Raw genomic sequence first — 15,131 nt, 5'->3', positions numbered from 1 at the left:
TGCGCCCGAGACATCAGGGCTCTGCCCTGAGGGCAGCGACCACCCGTCTCAGATATCCAGATCCACCCCCTCGGCGAAGGCCGCGCGCTCGCTGATGAAGGCGAAGCGGGCCTCGGGCTTGTTGCCCATCAGGCGCTCCACCGTGTCGCCGGTGGATTCCCGGGCCTCGTCGAGGATCGCGACCCGCAGGAGCGTGCGCTTCTTCGGGTCCATGGTGGTCTCCTTGAGCTGGGCCGGCATCATTTCGCCTAGGCCCTTGAAGCGCCCGATCTCGACCTTGCCGCCCTTGAACACCGTCTTGGTGATCCGCTCCCGGTCGGCGTCGTCCCGCGCATACACGACCTTCGAGCCCTGCTGCAGCCGGTAGAGCGGCGGGATCGCGAGGTAGAGATGGCCGCGGTCGATCAGCTTCGGCATCTGCCGGTAGAAGAACGTGATCAGCAGCGACGCGATGTGGGCGCCGTCCACGTCGGCGTCCGTCATGATGATCACCTTGTCGTAGCGCAGATCCGCCTCGCGGAAGGCCGCACCGGTTCCGCAGCCGAGCGCCAGGGTGAGGTCCGAGATCAGCTGGTTGGCGCCGAGCTTGTCCCGGGACGCCGACGCGACATTCAGGATCTTGCCGCGCAAGGGCAGGATCGCCTGGGTGGTCCGGTCCCGGGCCTGCTTGGCCGAGCCGCCGGCGGAATCGCCCTCGACGATGAAGATCTCCGAGCCGGCCGTTCCGGCGGCCGAGCAATCGGCCAGCTTGCCGGGCAGGCGCAGCTTGCGGGTCGCGCTCTTGCGGGCGACCTCCTTCTCCTGGCGCCGGCGCAGCCGCTCCTCGGCCCGGTCGATCACCCAGTCCAGCAGCTTGTTGGCCTGGGCCGGGGAGGCGGCCAGCCAATGGTCGAAGGCGTCCCGCACCGCCGTCTCAACGATGCGCTGCGCCTCCACGGTGGCGAGCTTGTCCTTGGTCTGGCCCTGGAATTCCGGCTCGCGGATGAATACCGACATCATCGACGCGCAGGTCGCCATGACGTCGTCGGTGGTCACGGCCGTCATGCGCTTGGCCTGGTTCACACGCTCGGCATGCTCGCGCAGGCCCCGCAGCAGCGCCACCCGCAGGCCGGCCTCGTGGGTGCCGCCCTCCGGCGTCGGGATGGTGTTGCAGTAGGAATGCGAGAAGCCGTCCTCGGCCACCATCCAGGCCACCGCCCATTCGAGCGAGCCGTGCGAGCCGGGCTTGGTCACCTTGCCGGTGAACATCGCCTCGGTGACCAGGTCCTTGCCCTCGATGTCCCGGGCCAGGTAGTCGCGCAGCCCGTCCGGGAACCGGTGCACCGCCTCGGCCGGCACGCCCTCCAGCCCTTCGAGCAGGGCGGGGGCGCAGCGCCAGCGGATCTCGACGCCGCCGAACAGGTAGGCCTTGGAGCGCGCCATCTTGAACAGGCGGCGCGGGTCGAACTTCAGGGAGCCGAAGATCTCGGCATCGGGGTGGAACCGCACCCGGGTGCCGCGCCGGTTCTGGACCCGTCCGACGAGTTCGAGGGCCCCCTGCGCATGGCCGCGCGAAAAGGTCTGGCGGTAGAGGGTCTGGTTCCGGGCGACCTCGACTTCGAGGAGGTCGGACAGGGCGTTCACCACCGAGATGCCGACGCCGTGCAGGCCGCCGGAGGTCTCGTAGACCTTCGAGTCGAACTTACCCCCCGCGTGCAGCGTCGTCATAATGACTTCGAGCGCCGACTTGCCGGGGAATTTCGGGTGCGGGTCCACCGGGATGCCGCGACCGTTGTCGCTGATCACCAGGGAACCGGATTCCTCCAGCTCGACCTCGATGAAGCTGGCATGGCCGGCCACCGCCTCGTCCATGGAATTGTCGATCACCTCGGCGAAGAGGTGGTGCAGCGCCCGTTCGTCGGTGCCGCCGATATACATGCCGGGCCGGCGCCGGACCGGCTCCAGGCCCTCCAGCACCTCGATGTCGGAGGCCGTGTAGCCAGCCTCGGGCTCAGCCGCCGCGATGGCCGGGACCGAGGCCGATTCCGCCAGCCGCCGCCGCGGCTCCGCAGGACGCGGGGCAGGGGGCTTAGCTCCCGGCCCGAACAGGTCGCGCGCCGGATCGCTCACGCGCGGCCTCCGCGCACGCGGCGCATCGGCCGGCTCGGCGTCGGGCAGACGGGCCTTTGGCGATCGGACCTGGGATCGTGCAGCATGCGCCTTCATCCCCGCTTCATAGCGGAACAAAACAGAAACATCCAGAGGGTCCGGTGCGTCGCCGAACCACCCCACCATCGCATGCTGCGCCGCCGCGAGCGAGGGGCGCGGCCGGCGCGGCGCGACGGCGCCGTCATCGCCACGTTGCACAATCGTGGGTTAACGGTTTCTCAGCCGCCACCCGGATCGGAACCGGGTGGCTCCGACCGCGTTCTGTCGGAAAAGAATTTGACCGTGGTCCGGGAGCCGCCGTCGATGAGCAACGCCGCGATCGAGGCCCGCCGCCTCACCCTGATCCGTTTCGAGCAGGCCGCAGGCACCGCGTTCGGGTGCGAGGACGATGCGCCCTCGGTCGTACCGCAGGCCTGGGTGCTGGTGAACGGCCTGACCATCACGCTGGCGACCGTCGCCACGGCGTTGGCGGCGACGATCGGCTACCTGGCCTAGGCGCGACGAAATCCGAGCGTTCCTTCGCGCGTAGCGGGTCCGGCGTTCAGCCGGCTCCGGATTTCTTCGCGGCCGGCTTCTTGGCCGCTGGCTTCTTCGCGGCCGTCTTCTTCACCGCAGGCTTCTTCTCGCCGGCAGCCGCCCGCGCCGGCGCCTTCCGGGCCGAGCTGCGCTTGGCCGGCTTGCCGCCGCCCGACGCCCGCTTGGCGTTCACCAGCGCGATCCCTTCGTCGAGGGTCAGCGCCTCGGCATTCATGGTCTTCGGCAGCGTCGCGTTGACTTCGCCATCGGTGACGTAGGGGCCGTACTTGCCGGCCTTGACCACGAGGTCCCGCCCGCTCGTCTCGTCCTTGCCGAGCGGGCGGCCCGGATCGGCGGCAGCCCGGCCGCGGCCGCCGCCCTGTTCCTTGGCGACGATCAGGTCGATGGCGCGGTTGGCGCCGATCTCCAGCACGTCGTCGTCCTTGCCGAGATTGGCGTACATCTTCCCGTGCTGCACGTACGGACCGAACCGGCCGAGATTGGCCAGGATCGGCTCCCCCGTCTCGGGGTGGCGCGCCACCTCACGGGGCAACGCCAGCAGCGCCAGCGCCTTGTCGAGGCCGACCTCGGACGGCGAGAGGCCCTTGGGCAGCGACGAGCGCTTCGGCTTCGCGGCGTCCTTCTCGGTGGAGGCTTCGCCGAGCTGGACGAACGGCCCGAAACGCCCGTCGCGGATCGTCACCGGCATCCCGGTCACCGGATCGTTGCCCAGCACCCGGACGCCCGGCTGGCCGCCTTCACCCGAGGAGCCATCGCCGTCGCCGTCGACGCCCGAGGCCGAGAGCTGGCGGGTGTACTTGCACTCCGGGTAGTTCGAACAGCCGATGAAGGCGCCGAACTTGCCGAGCTTCAGCGAGAGCTGGCCGGTGCCGCAGACCGTGCAGGTGCGCGGGTTCGCGCCATCGCCCCGGTCGGGAAAGATGTGCGGACCGAGCAGGCCGTTGAGCGCCTCCAGCACGTCGGTGACGCGCAGTTCCTTGGTCTCCCCGATCGCCGCGGAGAAGTCCTTCCAGAAGTCGCGCAGCACCGCCCGCCAGTCGATCTCAGCGTTGGAGACCCGGTCGAGCTGGCCTTCGAGGTCGGCCGTGAAATCGTACTCGACGTAGCGCCGGAAGAAGCTCTCCAGGAAGCCGGTGACGAGGCGCCCCTTGTCCTCCGGCTGCAGCCGCTTCTTTTCGATTTTGACGTACTCACGATCCCGAAGGGTCTGGAGAACGGCGGCGTAGGTCGAGGGCCGGCCGATGCCGAGTTCCTCCATGCGCTTGACCAGGCTCGCCTCGGAATAGCGCGGCGGCGGCTCGGTGAAGTGCTGGGTCGAGGTGATGCGCTCGCGGGTGAGCGGTTCGCCGGCCTTCATCGGCGGCAGGCGCTTGCTCTCCTCGTCCTCCTCGTCGTCCTTGCCCTCCTGGTAGAGGGCCAGGAAGCCGTCGAACTTCACGACCTGGCCGGTGGCGCGCAGGTCGATCCGGCGCGGGCCGACGCTCGCCGCCACCTCCACGGTGGTGCGCTCCAGCTCGGCCGATTCCATCTGGCTCGCCATCGTGCGGGTCCAGATCAGGTCGTAGAGCTTGGCCTGCTCCGGCTCGAGGTGGCGCGCCACCATCTTGGGCAGGCGGCTCATGTCGGTCGGGCGCACGGCCTCGTGGGCCTCCTGCGCGTTCTTGGCCTTGACGCTGTACTTGCGCGGGACGTCCGGCACGTAGCGGTCGCCGAACTCGGTGCCGATGACCTTGCGGGTGTCCTGGATCGCCTCGGGCGCCATGTCGACGCCGTCGGTCCGCATGTAGGTGATGATGCCGACCGTCTCGCCGCCGACATCCACGCCCTCGTAGAGGCGCTGCGCGACCCGCATGGTCTGCGCCGGCGCCATCCCGAGCTTTCGCGATGCTTCCTGCTGCAACGTCGAGGTAGTGAAGGGCGGCTGCGGGTGGCGCTTGGCGGGCTTCGCCTCGACGCTCGCCACCTGGAAGCTCGCGAGTTCGAGGTCACGCTTGAACGCGGCGGCGTCCGCGCCGGTGCCGACATCGAGCCGCTGGATCCGCTTGCCGTCGGCCCCGACCAGGCGGGCCTCGAAGGTCGCGCCGTCCTTGGTGGTCAGGGTCGCGACGATCGACCAATACTCGCGCGGCTTGAAGCTCTCGATCTCCATCTCGCGCTCGACCACGAGCCGCAAAGCCACCGATTGCACGCGGCCGGCCGAGCGGGCGCCGGGGAGCTTGCGCCACAGGACGGGCGAGAGGTTGAAGCCGACGAGGTAATCGAGCGCCCGGCGCGCCAGGTAGGCGTCCACCAACGCCTGGTCGATCTCCCGCGGCTTGCGCATCGCCGCCTCGACCGAGGCCTTGGTGATGGCGTTGAAGGTGACGCGCTCGACCGGGATGCCCTTGAGCGCCTTGCGGGCGTTCAGCGCCTCCAGGACGTGCCAGGAGATCGCCTCTCCCTCGCGATCCGGGTCGGTCGCCAGGATCAGCTTGTCCGCGCCCTTGCACGCCTTGGCGATCTCGCTGACCCGGCTGGCGCCGCGGTCCGCGAGTTCCCAGACCATGTGGAAATCCTGCTCGGGATCGACCGAGCCGTCCTTGGCCGGCAGGTCGCGGATGTGCCCGAAGGAGGCGATCACCTCATAGTCGCGGCCAAGATACTTATTGATCGTCTTGGCTTTGGCCGGCGACTCGACGACGACGACTTTCATTCAGACCTCTGCCCCTCGACGGAGCCTGGGCGCGACGGACGAATTCTGTTCGAAATTCGCGTGGGACAAATGCCCGCCGTCGGGCCGGGGCCTCGCGCCGGGGACAAGTGGGTTACGGGGCACGGGTTGTCAAATGGCGACGGTCGCCGAGCGGCTCGCCGGGGGCTGTCATGCGCGGGGCGCGAATCCGACAGGATTGCGGATCGCGGGCGATCACCGTCGACCTGGCCGGCTTGCCTCATGCCGTCGTGGGACGCCCAGCCAAGCGACCCGCCCAGCGCTACACGCGGGGATCGCGCGCCAGACCGGGTTGCCCCGCCGCGCGCGCACTGACGGCGGGGCGGGCTCGACCTGTTCAGATCCCCGCGTACCACTCGTAGCCGCGGTCCTCCCAGTAGCCGCCCTTACCCTGGCCGAAGCCCGCCACCGATTCCACCAATTCGACCCGCATCACGTACTTGGCCTGCTTGTAGCCGAGCTGGCGTTCCACCCTGAGCCGCAGGGGCGCGCCGTTCGAGACCGGCAGCGGCTTGCCGTTGAGGTCGTAGGCCAGGATCGTCTGCGGGTTCACGGCGTCGAACAGGTCGATGCTCTCGTAGTAGCGGATCGGGGTCCGCTGATCTTCCGGCGCCTCCGGCTCCGGCGCGCCCTGGCCCCAATCGTCCGTGCCTTTGTCGTCCTTGCCTTTATCGTCCTTGTGCGGGGCACCGCCCCAATCCTCGGCGGCGGCGAGTTGGATATAGCCGTCGCGGACCGAGCCCGGATGCTCGGGGCGCCACAGGGAGGCGCCGTCGCCGCCTTCGAGACCGCCGCCGGCATATTCCAGCGTGTCGGCGCAGTGGAACACCGCGTAGCGCGCCTGCGGCTTCAGACCGGCCCGGGTGAGCAGCTCGGCCAGCGGCACGCCCGACCATTGGCCGATGCAGCTCCAGCCCTCGACGCAATCGTGGCGGGTGATCTGGGTGCGCGCCGGCAGCCCGCGCAGGTCCGCCAGGCTGAGCGACAGCGGCGTCTGCACCAGCCCGTCGACGGTCAGCTTGAAGTCGGAAAACTTCTTGGCCGCCAGCGCGCGAAAATTCCGATCCGGCGGGTCGATGGTGCCGTTCGGCTTGAACCAGGGCGAGATCATCGCGGCCGGGTATTCCCGGGCCAGGGTGGCGGGGGACATCAGCAGCCGCTGGACGAACAGGTTGGCGTCCTCGCCGACCTTGAGGGTGCGGCGCCCGGTCTCGGTCCCGGCGAAGCGGTCGCAGCCGCCGAGCAGGGCGGTCCCCGCCAATCCGGCGCCGGCGGTGAGCAGCTTTCGGCGGTGCAGGATCATCGCGCGGTCTCCTTCTCGGGACGGCCCAGGCTGAACCAGCCGGTGAGCATGCCGCGCATGTTGTTGACGAGGCCGGAGACCAGAACGAGCAGCACGTGGACCACGACGAACAGCACCAGCAGCCCGGCGGCGATGAAGTGGATGCTGCGCGCCGACTGCCGGCCGCCGAACAGCTCCGGCAGCCAGGGCCAGGCGGCATCGACGCCCGGCGACATGGCGAGCCCCGCCAGCACCATGGCGGGCAGGAGGCCCAGCACCACGACGAGGTAGGTGAGCTTCTGGATCACGTTGTAGCGCTTGGCCTCCTCGCCTTCGGGGAAGCGTAACAGCAGGTGCTCCTTCGCGGATCCGGCGAAGTCGCGGATCTGGTCGCCGTCTGGGATCAGGCGGCGGCGGAGCTGGCCGCTGAACAGCCCGTAGAGGAGGTAGACCGCGCCGTTGATCACCAGGAGCCAAGCGAACAGAAAATGCCAGCGCCGCCCGGTGGCGAGATCCTGGTCGGCCGGAAGGGTCGCCCAGGCCGGGAAGGCCCGGTCCACCGCGGTGTCGCCCTCCCGGGACAGGCCGAGCACCCCGGTCGTGTCGACGCTGTGCGACCCGATCGTCACGACGCCGCGATTCGTGCCGTCGCGTCCCTGCTCGCTGGTGATCGCCAGGGCCGGATCGTCGAAGGTCGAGACCGCCCCCCAGTACAGCGCCGGGTGGGCGTTGAAGATCTGCAGGCCGCTCATCAGCAGCACCAGCAGCACCGCGGCGTTGACCCAGTGCGCCACCCGGATCACTGCGGGGTGCCGGTAGAACCAGCGCCGCCCGGAGGCGTCGACGGTCTCCGGGGCTTCGAGCGCCGGGGCGGCGGCCAGAGTATCGGTTCTCAAGCGTACATCTCGCGAGGCGATGGCGGCGCGGATGCCGCGGGATCCGGCTGATACGTGGCGCGGGCGCCGAAGTTACCAACCATAGAGATAAAGGCCGCAGGCACAGGCCATGAAAAGGGCCGCAGGCGCCTGCCCACCTTGCCGGAACGACCAGCCGGACCTACACCCCGGTCTCATCATGACGAGTCCCGCGCCTCCGGCCTTCCCGCACCGGCACCTCCTCGGCATCGAGGGCCTGAACCGGCCCGACATCGAGGTGCTGCTCGACGCGGCCGACGCCGCCGTCGACATCTCGCGGCAGGTGGAGAAGAAGCGCACGACCCTGCGGGGCCGGACGCAGATCAACCTGTTCTTCGAGCCCTCGACCCGGACGCAATCCTCGTTCGAACTTGCCGGCAAGCGACTCGGCGCCGACGTGATGAACATGTCGGTCGCCTCCTCCTCGGTGAAGAAGGGCGAGACCCTGATCGACACCGCGGCGACGCTGAACGCCATGCGGCCGGACATCATCGTGGTGCGCCACGAATCGGCCGGCGCGGTGCACCTGCTCGCCCGCAAGGTCGATTGCGCCGTGGTGAATGCCGGCGACGGCGCCCACGAGCACCCGACCCAGGCGCTGCTCGACGCGCTGACGATCCGCCGCAACAAGGGCCGGATCGCGGGGCTTCAGGTCGCGATCTGCGGCGACGTCCTGCACTCGCGGGTGGCGCGCTCGAACATCATCCTGCTGCAGGCGATGGGCGCCCGGGTCCGCCTGATCGCGCCCTCGACGCTGCTGCCCGCCGGGATCGCGCGGTTCGGCGTCGAGACCTTCACGGACATGCGCAAGGGCCTGGACGGCTGCGACATCGTGATGATGCTGCGCCTCCAGCGCGAGCGCATGAACGGCTCGTTCGTGCCCTCCGTGAAAGAGTATTTCCGATATTTCGGCCTGGACGCCGAGAAGCTGGCGCTCGCCAAACCGGACGCCCTGGTGATGCATCCGGGACCGATGAACCGCGGGGTCGAGATCTCCTCGGAGATCGCCGACGGCGCGCAGTCGCTGATCCGCGAGCAGGTCGAGATGGGGGTGGCGGTGCGCATGGCCGTGCTGGAATCGCTGGCCCGGCACCTGCCGAACGGCTGAGCACCTTCGCCGAATCGATTTCGACACCGCATAAGCCCGACAAAGACGGGCCGCCTTCACCCGCGCTGCTTGCCCGCGGGGCGACTGAAGCGCAGTTTCCTGCCGAATACGGCCTCGGCTGGACCTTCGAGCATCATCCCGAACGGTGGTTGCCGGCTTTCGGGGAACGATGATGCACCATCAAACGCTGGCGCATCGTGCCGGATCGGATATCCGGGACGTTGCACAAAAGACGACCTCACATGCAGATCACGTCATGACCGCCTACACGCTCGCCGACCTCGCCAAGCTCGTCGCGAGCCGCGCCGGGACCGACCCGGAGACCTCCTACACGGCCAAGCTCCTGTCCGAGGGGCCGGCCAAGGCGGCGAAGAAGCTCGGCGAGGAGGCCGTGGAGGCGGCCATCGCGGCCGTACAGGGGGACAAGACCGGCCTGCGGAACGAGGCCGCGGACGTGCTCTACCACCTGGTGGTTCTGCTCCGCGCCGGCGGCGTCGAGCTCGACGCCGTGATGGAGGAGCTGGAACGCCGCACCGCCCAGAGCGGAATCGCCGAGAAGGCCGCGAGGCGCCCCGCGTGAACGCGGCCGCACTGCCGGGCTCGGTCGAGGCGATCCTCGACGAATCGGATCGGCTCTCGCCGTATCGCCGGTTTAGCCGCGAGGAATGGGCGCAGCTGCGCGCCGACACGCCGCTGACGCTGAAGGCCGAGGACATCGAGCGGCTGCAGTCGATCAACGACCCGATCTCGGTCGAGGAAGTGGTGGCGATCTACCTGCCGCTGTCGCGGCTGCTCTCGCTCTACGTCGCGGCGACGCAGGGGCTGTTCAAGGCGACGCAGCGCTTCCTGCTGGCCGAGCGCGAGACCAAGGCCCCCTACATCATCGGGCTGGCCGGATCGGTGGCGGTGGGCAAGTCGACCACCGCGCGTATCCTGGCCGCCCTGCTGGCCCGCTGGCCCAACACCCCGAAGGTCGACCTCGTCACCACCGATGGCTTCCTGCTCCCGAATGCCGAACTCGCTGAGCACGGCCTGATGGAGCGCAAGGGCTTCCCGGAGAGCTACGACACCGCCTCGCTGCTGCGCTTCCTCCACGACGTGAAGGCCGGGCACAAGCGCGTGACCGCGCCGCTCTATTCCCACCTGGTCTACGACCGGGTACCCGGGGAGGAGCGGGTGGTCGAGAGCCCCGACATCCTGATCGTCGAGGGCCTGAACGTGCTCCAGCCCGCCCGCCTGCCGCGGGACGGCACCGCGATCCCGTTCGTCTCCGACTTCTTCGACTTCTCGATCTATCTCGACGGCCACGAGGACGACCTGCACCGCTGGTACGTCACCCGGTTCATGAAGCTGCGCCAGACCGCGTTCCGGGACCCGCGCTCGTACTTCCGAAAATACGCCGAGGTGCCGGAGACCGAAGCGCTGGACATCGCCGACCGGCTCTGGACCACGATCAACCTGCCGAACCTGCGCGAGAATATCTTACCGACCCGCCAGCGGGCGAGCCTGATCCTCACCAAGGGCGCGAGCCACCGGATCGAGAGCGTGGCTTTGCGGAGGTTGTAGCGGCCGGTCAGGATCCGGTGGCGCGTGCGGTTCGGATCTGACACCTCACACGAACGAAAGCTCAGCCTCCGCGAGGTACGGACCACCGCCGGTCGATTCCTTGGCCGAGAACACCGTCACCCGGTCGGCGGCAAAAGAAAGCGGCGCGAAGGCCGGCCCTTGCGAGAGATACATCGCCACCGCCTCCGGGCTGGCGTCGCGTTTGAGGCGGGCCAGGGTGACGTGCGGGGTGAACTTCCTGCGTTCGGGCTCGATGCCCGCCCGACGGACCAGCCGCTCCTGCTCGGCCTGGATGTCGATCAGCTCCGGGCTCGGCACCACCGACGCGTAGAGCGCCCGCGGCCTGTCGCCCCCGAAGATGCCGAGCCCATCGAGGGTCACCGTGAGGGCAGGGCGCACCCGCATCTCGGCCATCGCCTCCAGCACGTCCTCCGCCATCGGCACCTCGACATCGCCGAGGAACCGTAGGGTGATGTGGTAGTCGGCTGGCTCGATCCAGCGCGCGCCGGGCAGGCCGCCCCGATAGATCCGCAGCGCCTCGGCAATCTCCGTCGGGATCGCGAGCCCGGTGAACAGGCGCGGCATCAGCGCGACGCCCCCTGCCGGAGGCCCCCCAAAAAAGTCTCGACCGTGGGGAGGATCCGGGTCGCGATGGTCTCCACGCCCTGCCGGTTCGGGTGCAGCCCGTCATCGAGGTGCTGGGCCCGGTCGCCGACGATCCCGTCGAGGAAGAACGGGTAGAGGATCAGGTCGTAGCGCTTGGCCAACGTCGGGAAGATCGCGTCGAACCGCGCCTTGTAGTCCGGGCCGAGATTGGGGGCGGCCTGCATGCCGGCGAGCAGCACCGGGATCCCCCGGGTCTGCAACCGCTCGATGATCGCCGCGAGCGCCCCCTCGGTGACCTTGGGGTCGGTGCCGCGCAGCATGTCGTTGGCGCCGAGTTCCAGGATCACCCCGGCGGTCCCATCCGGCACCGACCAGTCGACCCGGTCGAGCCCGCCCGTGGCGGTGTCGCCGGAGACGCCGGCGTTGGCGACCGTCACGTCCGCGCCCTTGGCCTTGAGCAGGCGCTCCAACACGGTCGGGAAGGCCGCGTCGGACGGCAGGCGGTAGCCGGCGGTGAGGCTGTCCCCGAGGGCGACGAGCTTGACCGGGCCGGTGGTCGCCGCGTGGGTCGCTGTCATGAAAGGGAACACCAGACCCGCTAGCGCTGCGACAAACAGGGCGGCCCGTCGGGCTGGGCGAACGCCGTCATGGCGCGGCCCCAATGCGCGCCCCATATCGCGCTGCATCAACGGCCCGTGCAGCCAAGTTTGAAACCAAGACAGGACCTCGCGCGCCATGCTCGTCATCGCCCACAGATCGTCCGCCCCGTGAGCCACGACAAGGTGCTGCGCGAGCCGGCGATCGCGTTGTCCGCCATCGATCTGAGCCTCGGCCGCGGGGCAGCGCGGGTGCACGTCCTGCGCGGCATCTCGCTCAGCGTCGATCGCGGCGAGGCGGTCGGGCTGGTCGGCCCCTCGGGCTCGGGCAAGTCGACCCTGCTGATGGTGATGGCCGGGCTGGAGCGGCCGGATTCCGGCGGCGTGGTGATCGAGGACACCGACCTCGCCCGCCTCGACGAGGACGCGCTGGCCCGGTTCCGGGGCCGGCGGATCGGAATCGTGTTCCAGGCCTTCCACCTCGTGCCGACCATGACGGCGCTGGAGAACGTCGCGCTGCCGCTGGAGCTGGCCGACCGGCCCGGCGCCCTAGAGCGCGCCCGCGCCGAGCTGGAGGCGGTCGGCCTCGGGCACCGGCTGCACCATTACCCGGCCCAGCTCTCTGGGGGCGAGCAGCAGCGCGTCGCCATCGCCCGGGCGGTCGCCCCCGATCCGGCGATCCTGGTGGCCGACGAGCCCACCGGTAACCTCGACGAGGCCACCGGCCGGCAGATCGTCGACCTGTTGTTCCGGCTCAAGCGCGACCGCGGCGCCACCCTGGTGCTGGTCACCCACGACAACGGCCTCGCCCGCCTGTGCGACCGCACCGTGCGCCTGCGCTCCGGCCGGATCGAGGAGGCGGTGAGCGCCTGATGCACGGCACGGTCACCCGCCCCGACCCTTCCCCCCGGCGCCTCCCGCTCACCCTGCGCCTGGCCGTGCGCGAGTTGCGCGCCGGCCTGTCCGGCTTCGGGGTGTTCCTCGCCTGCATCGCGCTCGGCGTCGCCGCGATCGCCGGCGTGGCGTCGATCTCGCGCTCGCTCTCCGACGGCCTCGGCCGGGAGGGGCGACGGATCCTCGGGGGCGACCTCGCCTACAACCTGATCAACCGCGAGGCGACCGACACGGAGCGGCAGGCCCTGTCGCGGGAGGGCACGGTCGACGCCGTGGCATCCCTGCGCGCCATGGCGGTGGCGGGCGGCGGAGACGCCGCGCTCGTCGAGCTGAAGGCCGTCGATCCCGCGACCTACCCGGCAGCCGGCGAACTCGTCACCGATCCGCCGGGCCGGCTCGCCGACCTGCTGGCCGAGCGCGACGGGGCGCCGGGCGCGCTAGCGGATCCGGCCCTGCTCACCCGCCTCGACGTCAAGGTCGGCGACCGGATCGCGCTCGCCGGGCACCCGGTCGCGATCCGCGGCACGCTCACGTCGGAGCCCGACAAGATCGCCGGCGGCATCGGCTTCGGCCCGAGGCTGATGATCTCGGAGCCGACGCTGCGCGCCACCGGCCTCGTCCAGCCGGGCAGCCTCAACCGCTGGAGCTACCGGATCGTCCTGCCGAAAGACGCCGCCCGGGACCCGGACCTCGACGCCGCGCAGGTGCGGATCCGAACCGCGTCTCCGGAGGCCGGCTGGGAGATCCGGTCTCGCGGCAACGCCGACCCGCGCTTTTCCAAGAGCATCGAGCGCTTCACCCAGTTCCTGACCCTGGTGGGGCTGACGGCGCTGATCGTCGGGGGCGTGGGCGTCGGCAACGCGGTCCACGCCTTCGTGGAGCGCAAGCGTCCCTCGATCGCGACGCTCAAGAGCGTCGGCGCCCCGGGCTCGCAGGTGGTCGCCCTCTACCTGACTCAGGTGATGCTGATCGCGGGCATCGGCACGGCGATCGGCCTCGCGGTCGGCGCAAGCCTGCCGTTCGTCCTGGATGCGCTGTTCTCCGCCGACCTGCCGTTGCCCTTGAATCCGACTTTGGCGCCGGGGGAATTGCTACTCGCCGCCGCCTACGGGCTGCTGACCGCCTTCGCGTTCGCGATCACGCCGCTCGGCCGTGCCCACGACGTGCCGGTCTCGGGCTTGTTCCGCGACACGGTCGATCCCGCCCGGGTCAGCCCGCGTTGGCGCTACCGGATCTGGCTTGCCCTCAGCCTCGCCGCCCTGGTCGGCCTGGCGGTCGGCACGGCGTTCGACCGGCGTGTGGCCCTGATCTTCATCGCGGCCGCCGCCATCGCGTTCGCGCTGCTGCACGGGGTGGCGCTCGGCCTGATGGCGCTCGCCCGCCGCCTGCCGCATCCGCGCGGGCCGGCGCCCCGGATGGCGCTGGCGAACCTCCACCGGCCGGGCGCGCTGACCCCCGCCATCGTGCTGTCCCTCGGGCTCGGCGTGACCCTGCTGGTCACCCTCAGCCTGATCGACGCCAACGTCCGCCGGACGATCAGCGCGACCCTGCCGGCGCGTGCGCCGAACCTGTTCTTCCTCGATATCCCGTCCCGCGACGCCGCCGAGTTCCGCGCGTTCCTGGCGCGCTCGGCCCCCAACGGCAAGATCGAGGACGTGCCGATGATGCGCGGCCGGATCGTCGCCCTGAACGGCGTGCCGGCCAGCAAGATCCGCCCCCCGGAGGACGCCGCTTGGGTCCTCGACGGCGACCGGGGCATCACCTACGGCGACACGGTGCCGGAGGGCTCGACCCTCACGGAGGGGGCGTGGTGGAGCGCGGAGCAGGACGCCAAGCCGCTGGTCTCGTTCGAAGCGGACCTCGCGCGCCAGCTCGGATTGAAGGTCGGCGACACCGTCACCGTCAACGTGCTCGGGCGCGACCTGACCGCGACGATCTTCAACCTGCGCCGGGTGGAGTGGCGCAACCTCGGCATCAACTTCGTCATGGTGTTCTCACCCGGCACCTTCCGGGGCGCGCCGCATTCGGACCTCGCCACCCTGTCGCTGCCCGGCGGCACCGATGCGGGCGCCGAGAACCGCATCCTGCGCGACGTCGCCAAGACGTTCCCGTCGGTGAGCGCCGTGCGTGTGAAGGACGCGCTCGACGCGATCGGTGACCTCGTCGGCCGTCTGGTCCTGGCGATCCGCGGGGCGAGCGCCGTGGCGGTGCTGGCGAGCCTGTTCGTGCTGGCCGGGGCCATCGCGGCCGGCCACCGGGCCCGCCTCTACGACGCCGTAGTGCTGAAGGTCCTGGGCGCCAGCCGGGCGCGACTGCTCAGCGCCTACGCCATCGAGTACGCGGCCCTGGGGCTCGCCACGGCCGTGTTCGGCCTCGCCGCCGGCAGCCTCGCCGGCTGGGTGATCGTCGCGAAGGTCATGCACCTCGACTTCCGCCTCGACCTGTCCGGGGCGCTGGTGGCGGCCACCGCCGCCGTGGCTCTGGCGATCCTGCTCGGGCTGGCCGGCACGTGGCGCATCCTCGGCCAGAAGCCGGCGCCGTATCTCCGGCAGATCTAGAGCCTTGATTAGTCGCACTCGCTGACGCCGGACCGGTACCCATTTCGGCGGTGCGCGCTCTGACCGCTGGTCTTCGCGGCCCCGCTTCCGGTCTCCGCACATGGTTAAGACTTGGGCGGAGAGACATCGACCCGATGCGATCCGGGCAACCGCCAGTCGAACCCGGGGCCGTGAGCGCGGGAATCCGTTTTAATCCCTGACTTCATGGACAA

At 70.1% G+C, this 15,131-nt stretch carries 12 protein-coding genes; 6 read left to right on the top strand and 6 right to left on the bottom strand.

What is annotated here, in order from left to right; all coding sequences use genetic code 11:
• Positions 1-48: 48 nt before the first annotated feature.
• Complete coding sequence (gene parE, locus MFF40_RS11960) at positions 49-2,109, bottom strand: DNA topoisomerase IV subunit B (RefSeq protein WP_238260581.1); 2,061 nt, start codon at positions 2,107-2,109, stop codon at positions 49-51.
• Positions 2,110-2,451: 342 nt separating this feature from the next.
• On the opposite strand from parE, the gene MFF40_RS11955 reads away from it, so the two are divergent.
• Entirely contained in the window at positions 2,452-2,643 is a 192-nt protein-coding gene (locus MFF40_RS11955; RefSeq protein WP_147897231.1) for a hypothetical protein, read from the top strand.
• 46 nt (positions 2,644-2,689) lie between these two features.
• Here MFF40_RS11955 and topA read toward each other — a convergent pair whose 3' ends face one another.
• From topA to MFF40_RS11940, 3 genes are all read right to left on the bottom strand, one after another.
• Positions 2,690-5,377, bottom strand: coding sequence for a type I DNA topoisomerase (topA, locus tag MFF40_RS11950; protein WP_238260579.1), 2,688 nt, complete (start codon positions 5,375-5,377; stop codon positions 2,690-2,692).
• A 355-nt stretch (positions 5,378-5,732) separates the two neighbouring features.
• Positions 5,733-6,698: a molybdopterin-dependent oxidoreductase gene (locus tag MFF40_RS11945; RefSeq protein WP_238260575.1), complete on the bottom strand. Its 966-nt coding sequence runs from the start codon at positions 6,696-6,698 to the stop codon at positions 5,733-5,735.
• Positions 6,695-7,558, bottom strand: coding sequence for a cytochrome b/b6 domain-containing protein (locus MFF40_RS11940; protein WP_238260600.1), 864 nt, complete (start codon positions 7,556-7,558; stop codon positions 6,695-6,697). The genes MFF40_RS11945 and MFF40_RS11940 overlap by 4 nt, the downstream gene beginning before the upstream one ends.
• A 193-nt stretch (positions 7,559-7,751) precedes the next feature.
• On the opposite strand from MFF40_RS11940, the gene MFF40_RS11935 reads away from it, so the two are divergent.
• The 3 genes from MFF40_RS11935 (at position 7,752) to coaA (ending at position 10,265) form a co-directional block, all read left to right on the top strand.
• Positions 7,752-8,699: an aspartate carbamoyltransferase catalytic subunit gene (locus MFF40_RS11935; protein ID WP_147897228.1), complete on the top strand. Its 948-nt coding sequence runs from the start codon at positions 7,752-7,754 to the stop codon at positions 8,697-8,699.
• Between the two features lie 256 nt (positions 8,700-8,955).
• Positions 8,956-9,279 (top strand): phosphoribosyl-ATP diphosphatase, encoded by a 324-nt coding sequence (locus MFF40_RS11930; protein WP_147897227.1) that lies wholly within the window; start codon positions 8,956-8,958, stop codon positions 9,277-9,279.
• Positions 9,276-10,265, top strand: coding sequence for a type I pantothenate kinase (gene coaA, locus MFF40_RS11925; RefSeq protein ID WP_147854351.1), 990 nt, complete (start codon positions 9,276-9,278; stop codon positions 10,263-10,265). Before MFF40_RS11930 ends, coaA begins: the two co-directional genes overlap by 4 nt.
• A gap of 45 nt (positions 10,266-10,310) precedes the next feature.
• Here coaA and thpR read toward each other — a convergent pair whose 3' ends face one another.
• A complete protein-coding gene (gene thpR, locus MFF40_RS11920; RefSeq protein WP_147854352.1) occupies positions 10,311-10,850 on the bottom strand; it encodes an RNA 2',3'-cyclic phosphodiesterase in 540 nt (179 codons plus the stop codon).
• Positions 10,850-11,449 (bottom strand): arylesterase, encoded by a 600-nt coding sequence (locus MFF40_RS11915; protein WP_147854353.1) that lies wholly within the window; start codon positions 11,447-11,449, stop codon positions 10,850-10,852. Before MFF40_RS11915 ends, thpR begins: the two co-directional genes overlap by 1 nt.
• A 189-nt stretch (positions 11,450-11,638) precedes the next feature.
• Between MFF40_RS11915 and MFF40_RS11910 the strand changes: the two genes are divergently transcribed.
• Together MFF40_RS11910 and MFF40_RS11905 are read left to right on the top strand one after the other, a co-directional pair.
• A complete protein-coding gene (locus MFF40_RS11910) occupies positions 11,639-12,340 on the top strand; it encodes an ABC transporter ATP-binding protein (RefSeq protein ID WP_378996180.1) in 702 nt (233 codons plus the stop codon).
• On the top strand, positions 12,340-14,919 hold the full coding sequence (locus MFF40_RS11905; protein WP_238260571.1) for an ABC transporter permease: 2,580 nt from the start codon (positions 12,340-12,342) through the stop codon (positions 14,917-14,919). The genes MFF40_RS11910 and MFF40_RS11905 overlap by 1 nt, the downstream gene beginning before the upstream one ends.
• The last annotated feature ends 212 nt before the right edge of the window (positions 14,920-15,131 follow it).

The sequence above is a fragment of the Methylobacterium mesophilicum genome (assembly GCF_022179445.1).
GTDB lineage: Bacteria > Pseudomonadota > Alphaproteobacteria > Rhizobiales > Beijerinckiaceae > Methylobacterium > Methylobacterium mesophilicum.
This window is presented reverse-complemented; position numbering and strand designations above follow the sequence as displayed.

Excerpts from the sequence above, each read along its gene's own strand:
- MFF40_RS11955 (WP_147897231.1), top strand. The coding sequence starts at position 2,452 with ATGAGCAACGCCGCGATCGAGGCCCGCCGCCTCACCCTGATCCGTTTC.
- topA (WP_238260579.1), bottom strand. The coding sequence starts at position 5,377 with ATGAAAGTCGTCGTCGTCGAGTCGCCGGCCAAAGCCAAGACGATCAAT.
- MFF40_RS11945 (WP_238260575.1), bottom strand. The coding sequence starts at position 6,698 with ATGATCCTGCACCGCCGAAAGCTGCTCACCGCCGGCGCCGGATTGGCG.
- MFF40_RS11935 (WP_147897228.1), top strand. The coding sequence starts at position 7,752 with ATGACGAGTCCCGCGCCTCCGGCCTTCCCGCACCGGCACCTCCTCGGC.
- MFF40_RS11930 (WP_147897227.1), top strand. The coding sequence starts at position 8,956 with ATGACCGCCTACACGCTCGCCGACCTCGCCAAGCTCGTCGCGAGCCGC.
- thpR (WP_147854352.1), bottom strand. The coding sequence starts at position 10,850 with ATGCCGCGCCTGTTCACCGGGCTCGCGATCCCGACGGAGATTGCCGAG.
- MFF40_RS11915 (WP_147854353.1), bottom strand. The coding sequence starts at position 11,449 with ATGACAGCGACCCACGCGGCGACCACCGGCCCGGTCAAGCTCGTCGCC.
- MFF40_RS11905 (WP_238260571.1), top strand. The coding sequence starts at position 12,340 with ATGCACGGCACGGTCACCCGCCCCGACCCTTCCCCCCGGCGCCTCCCG.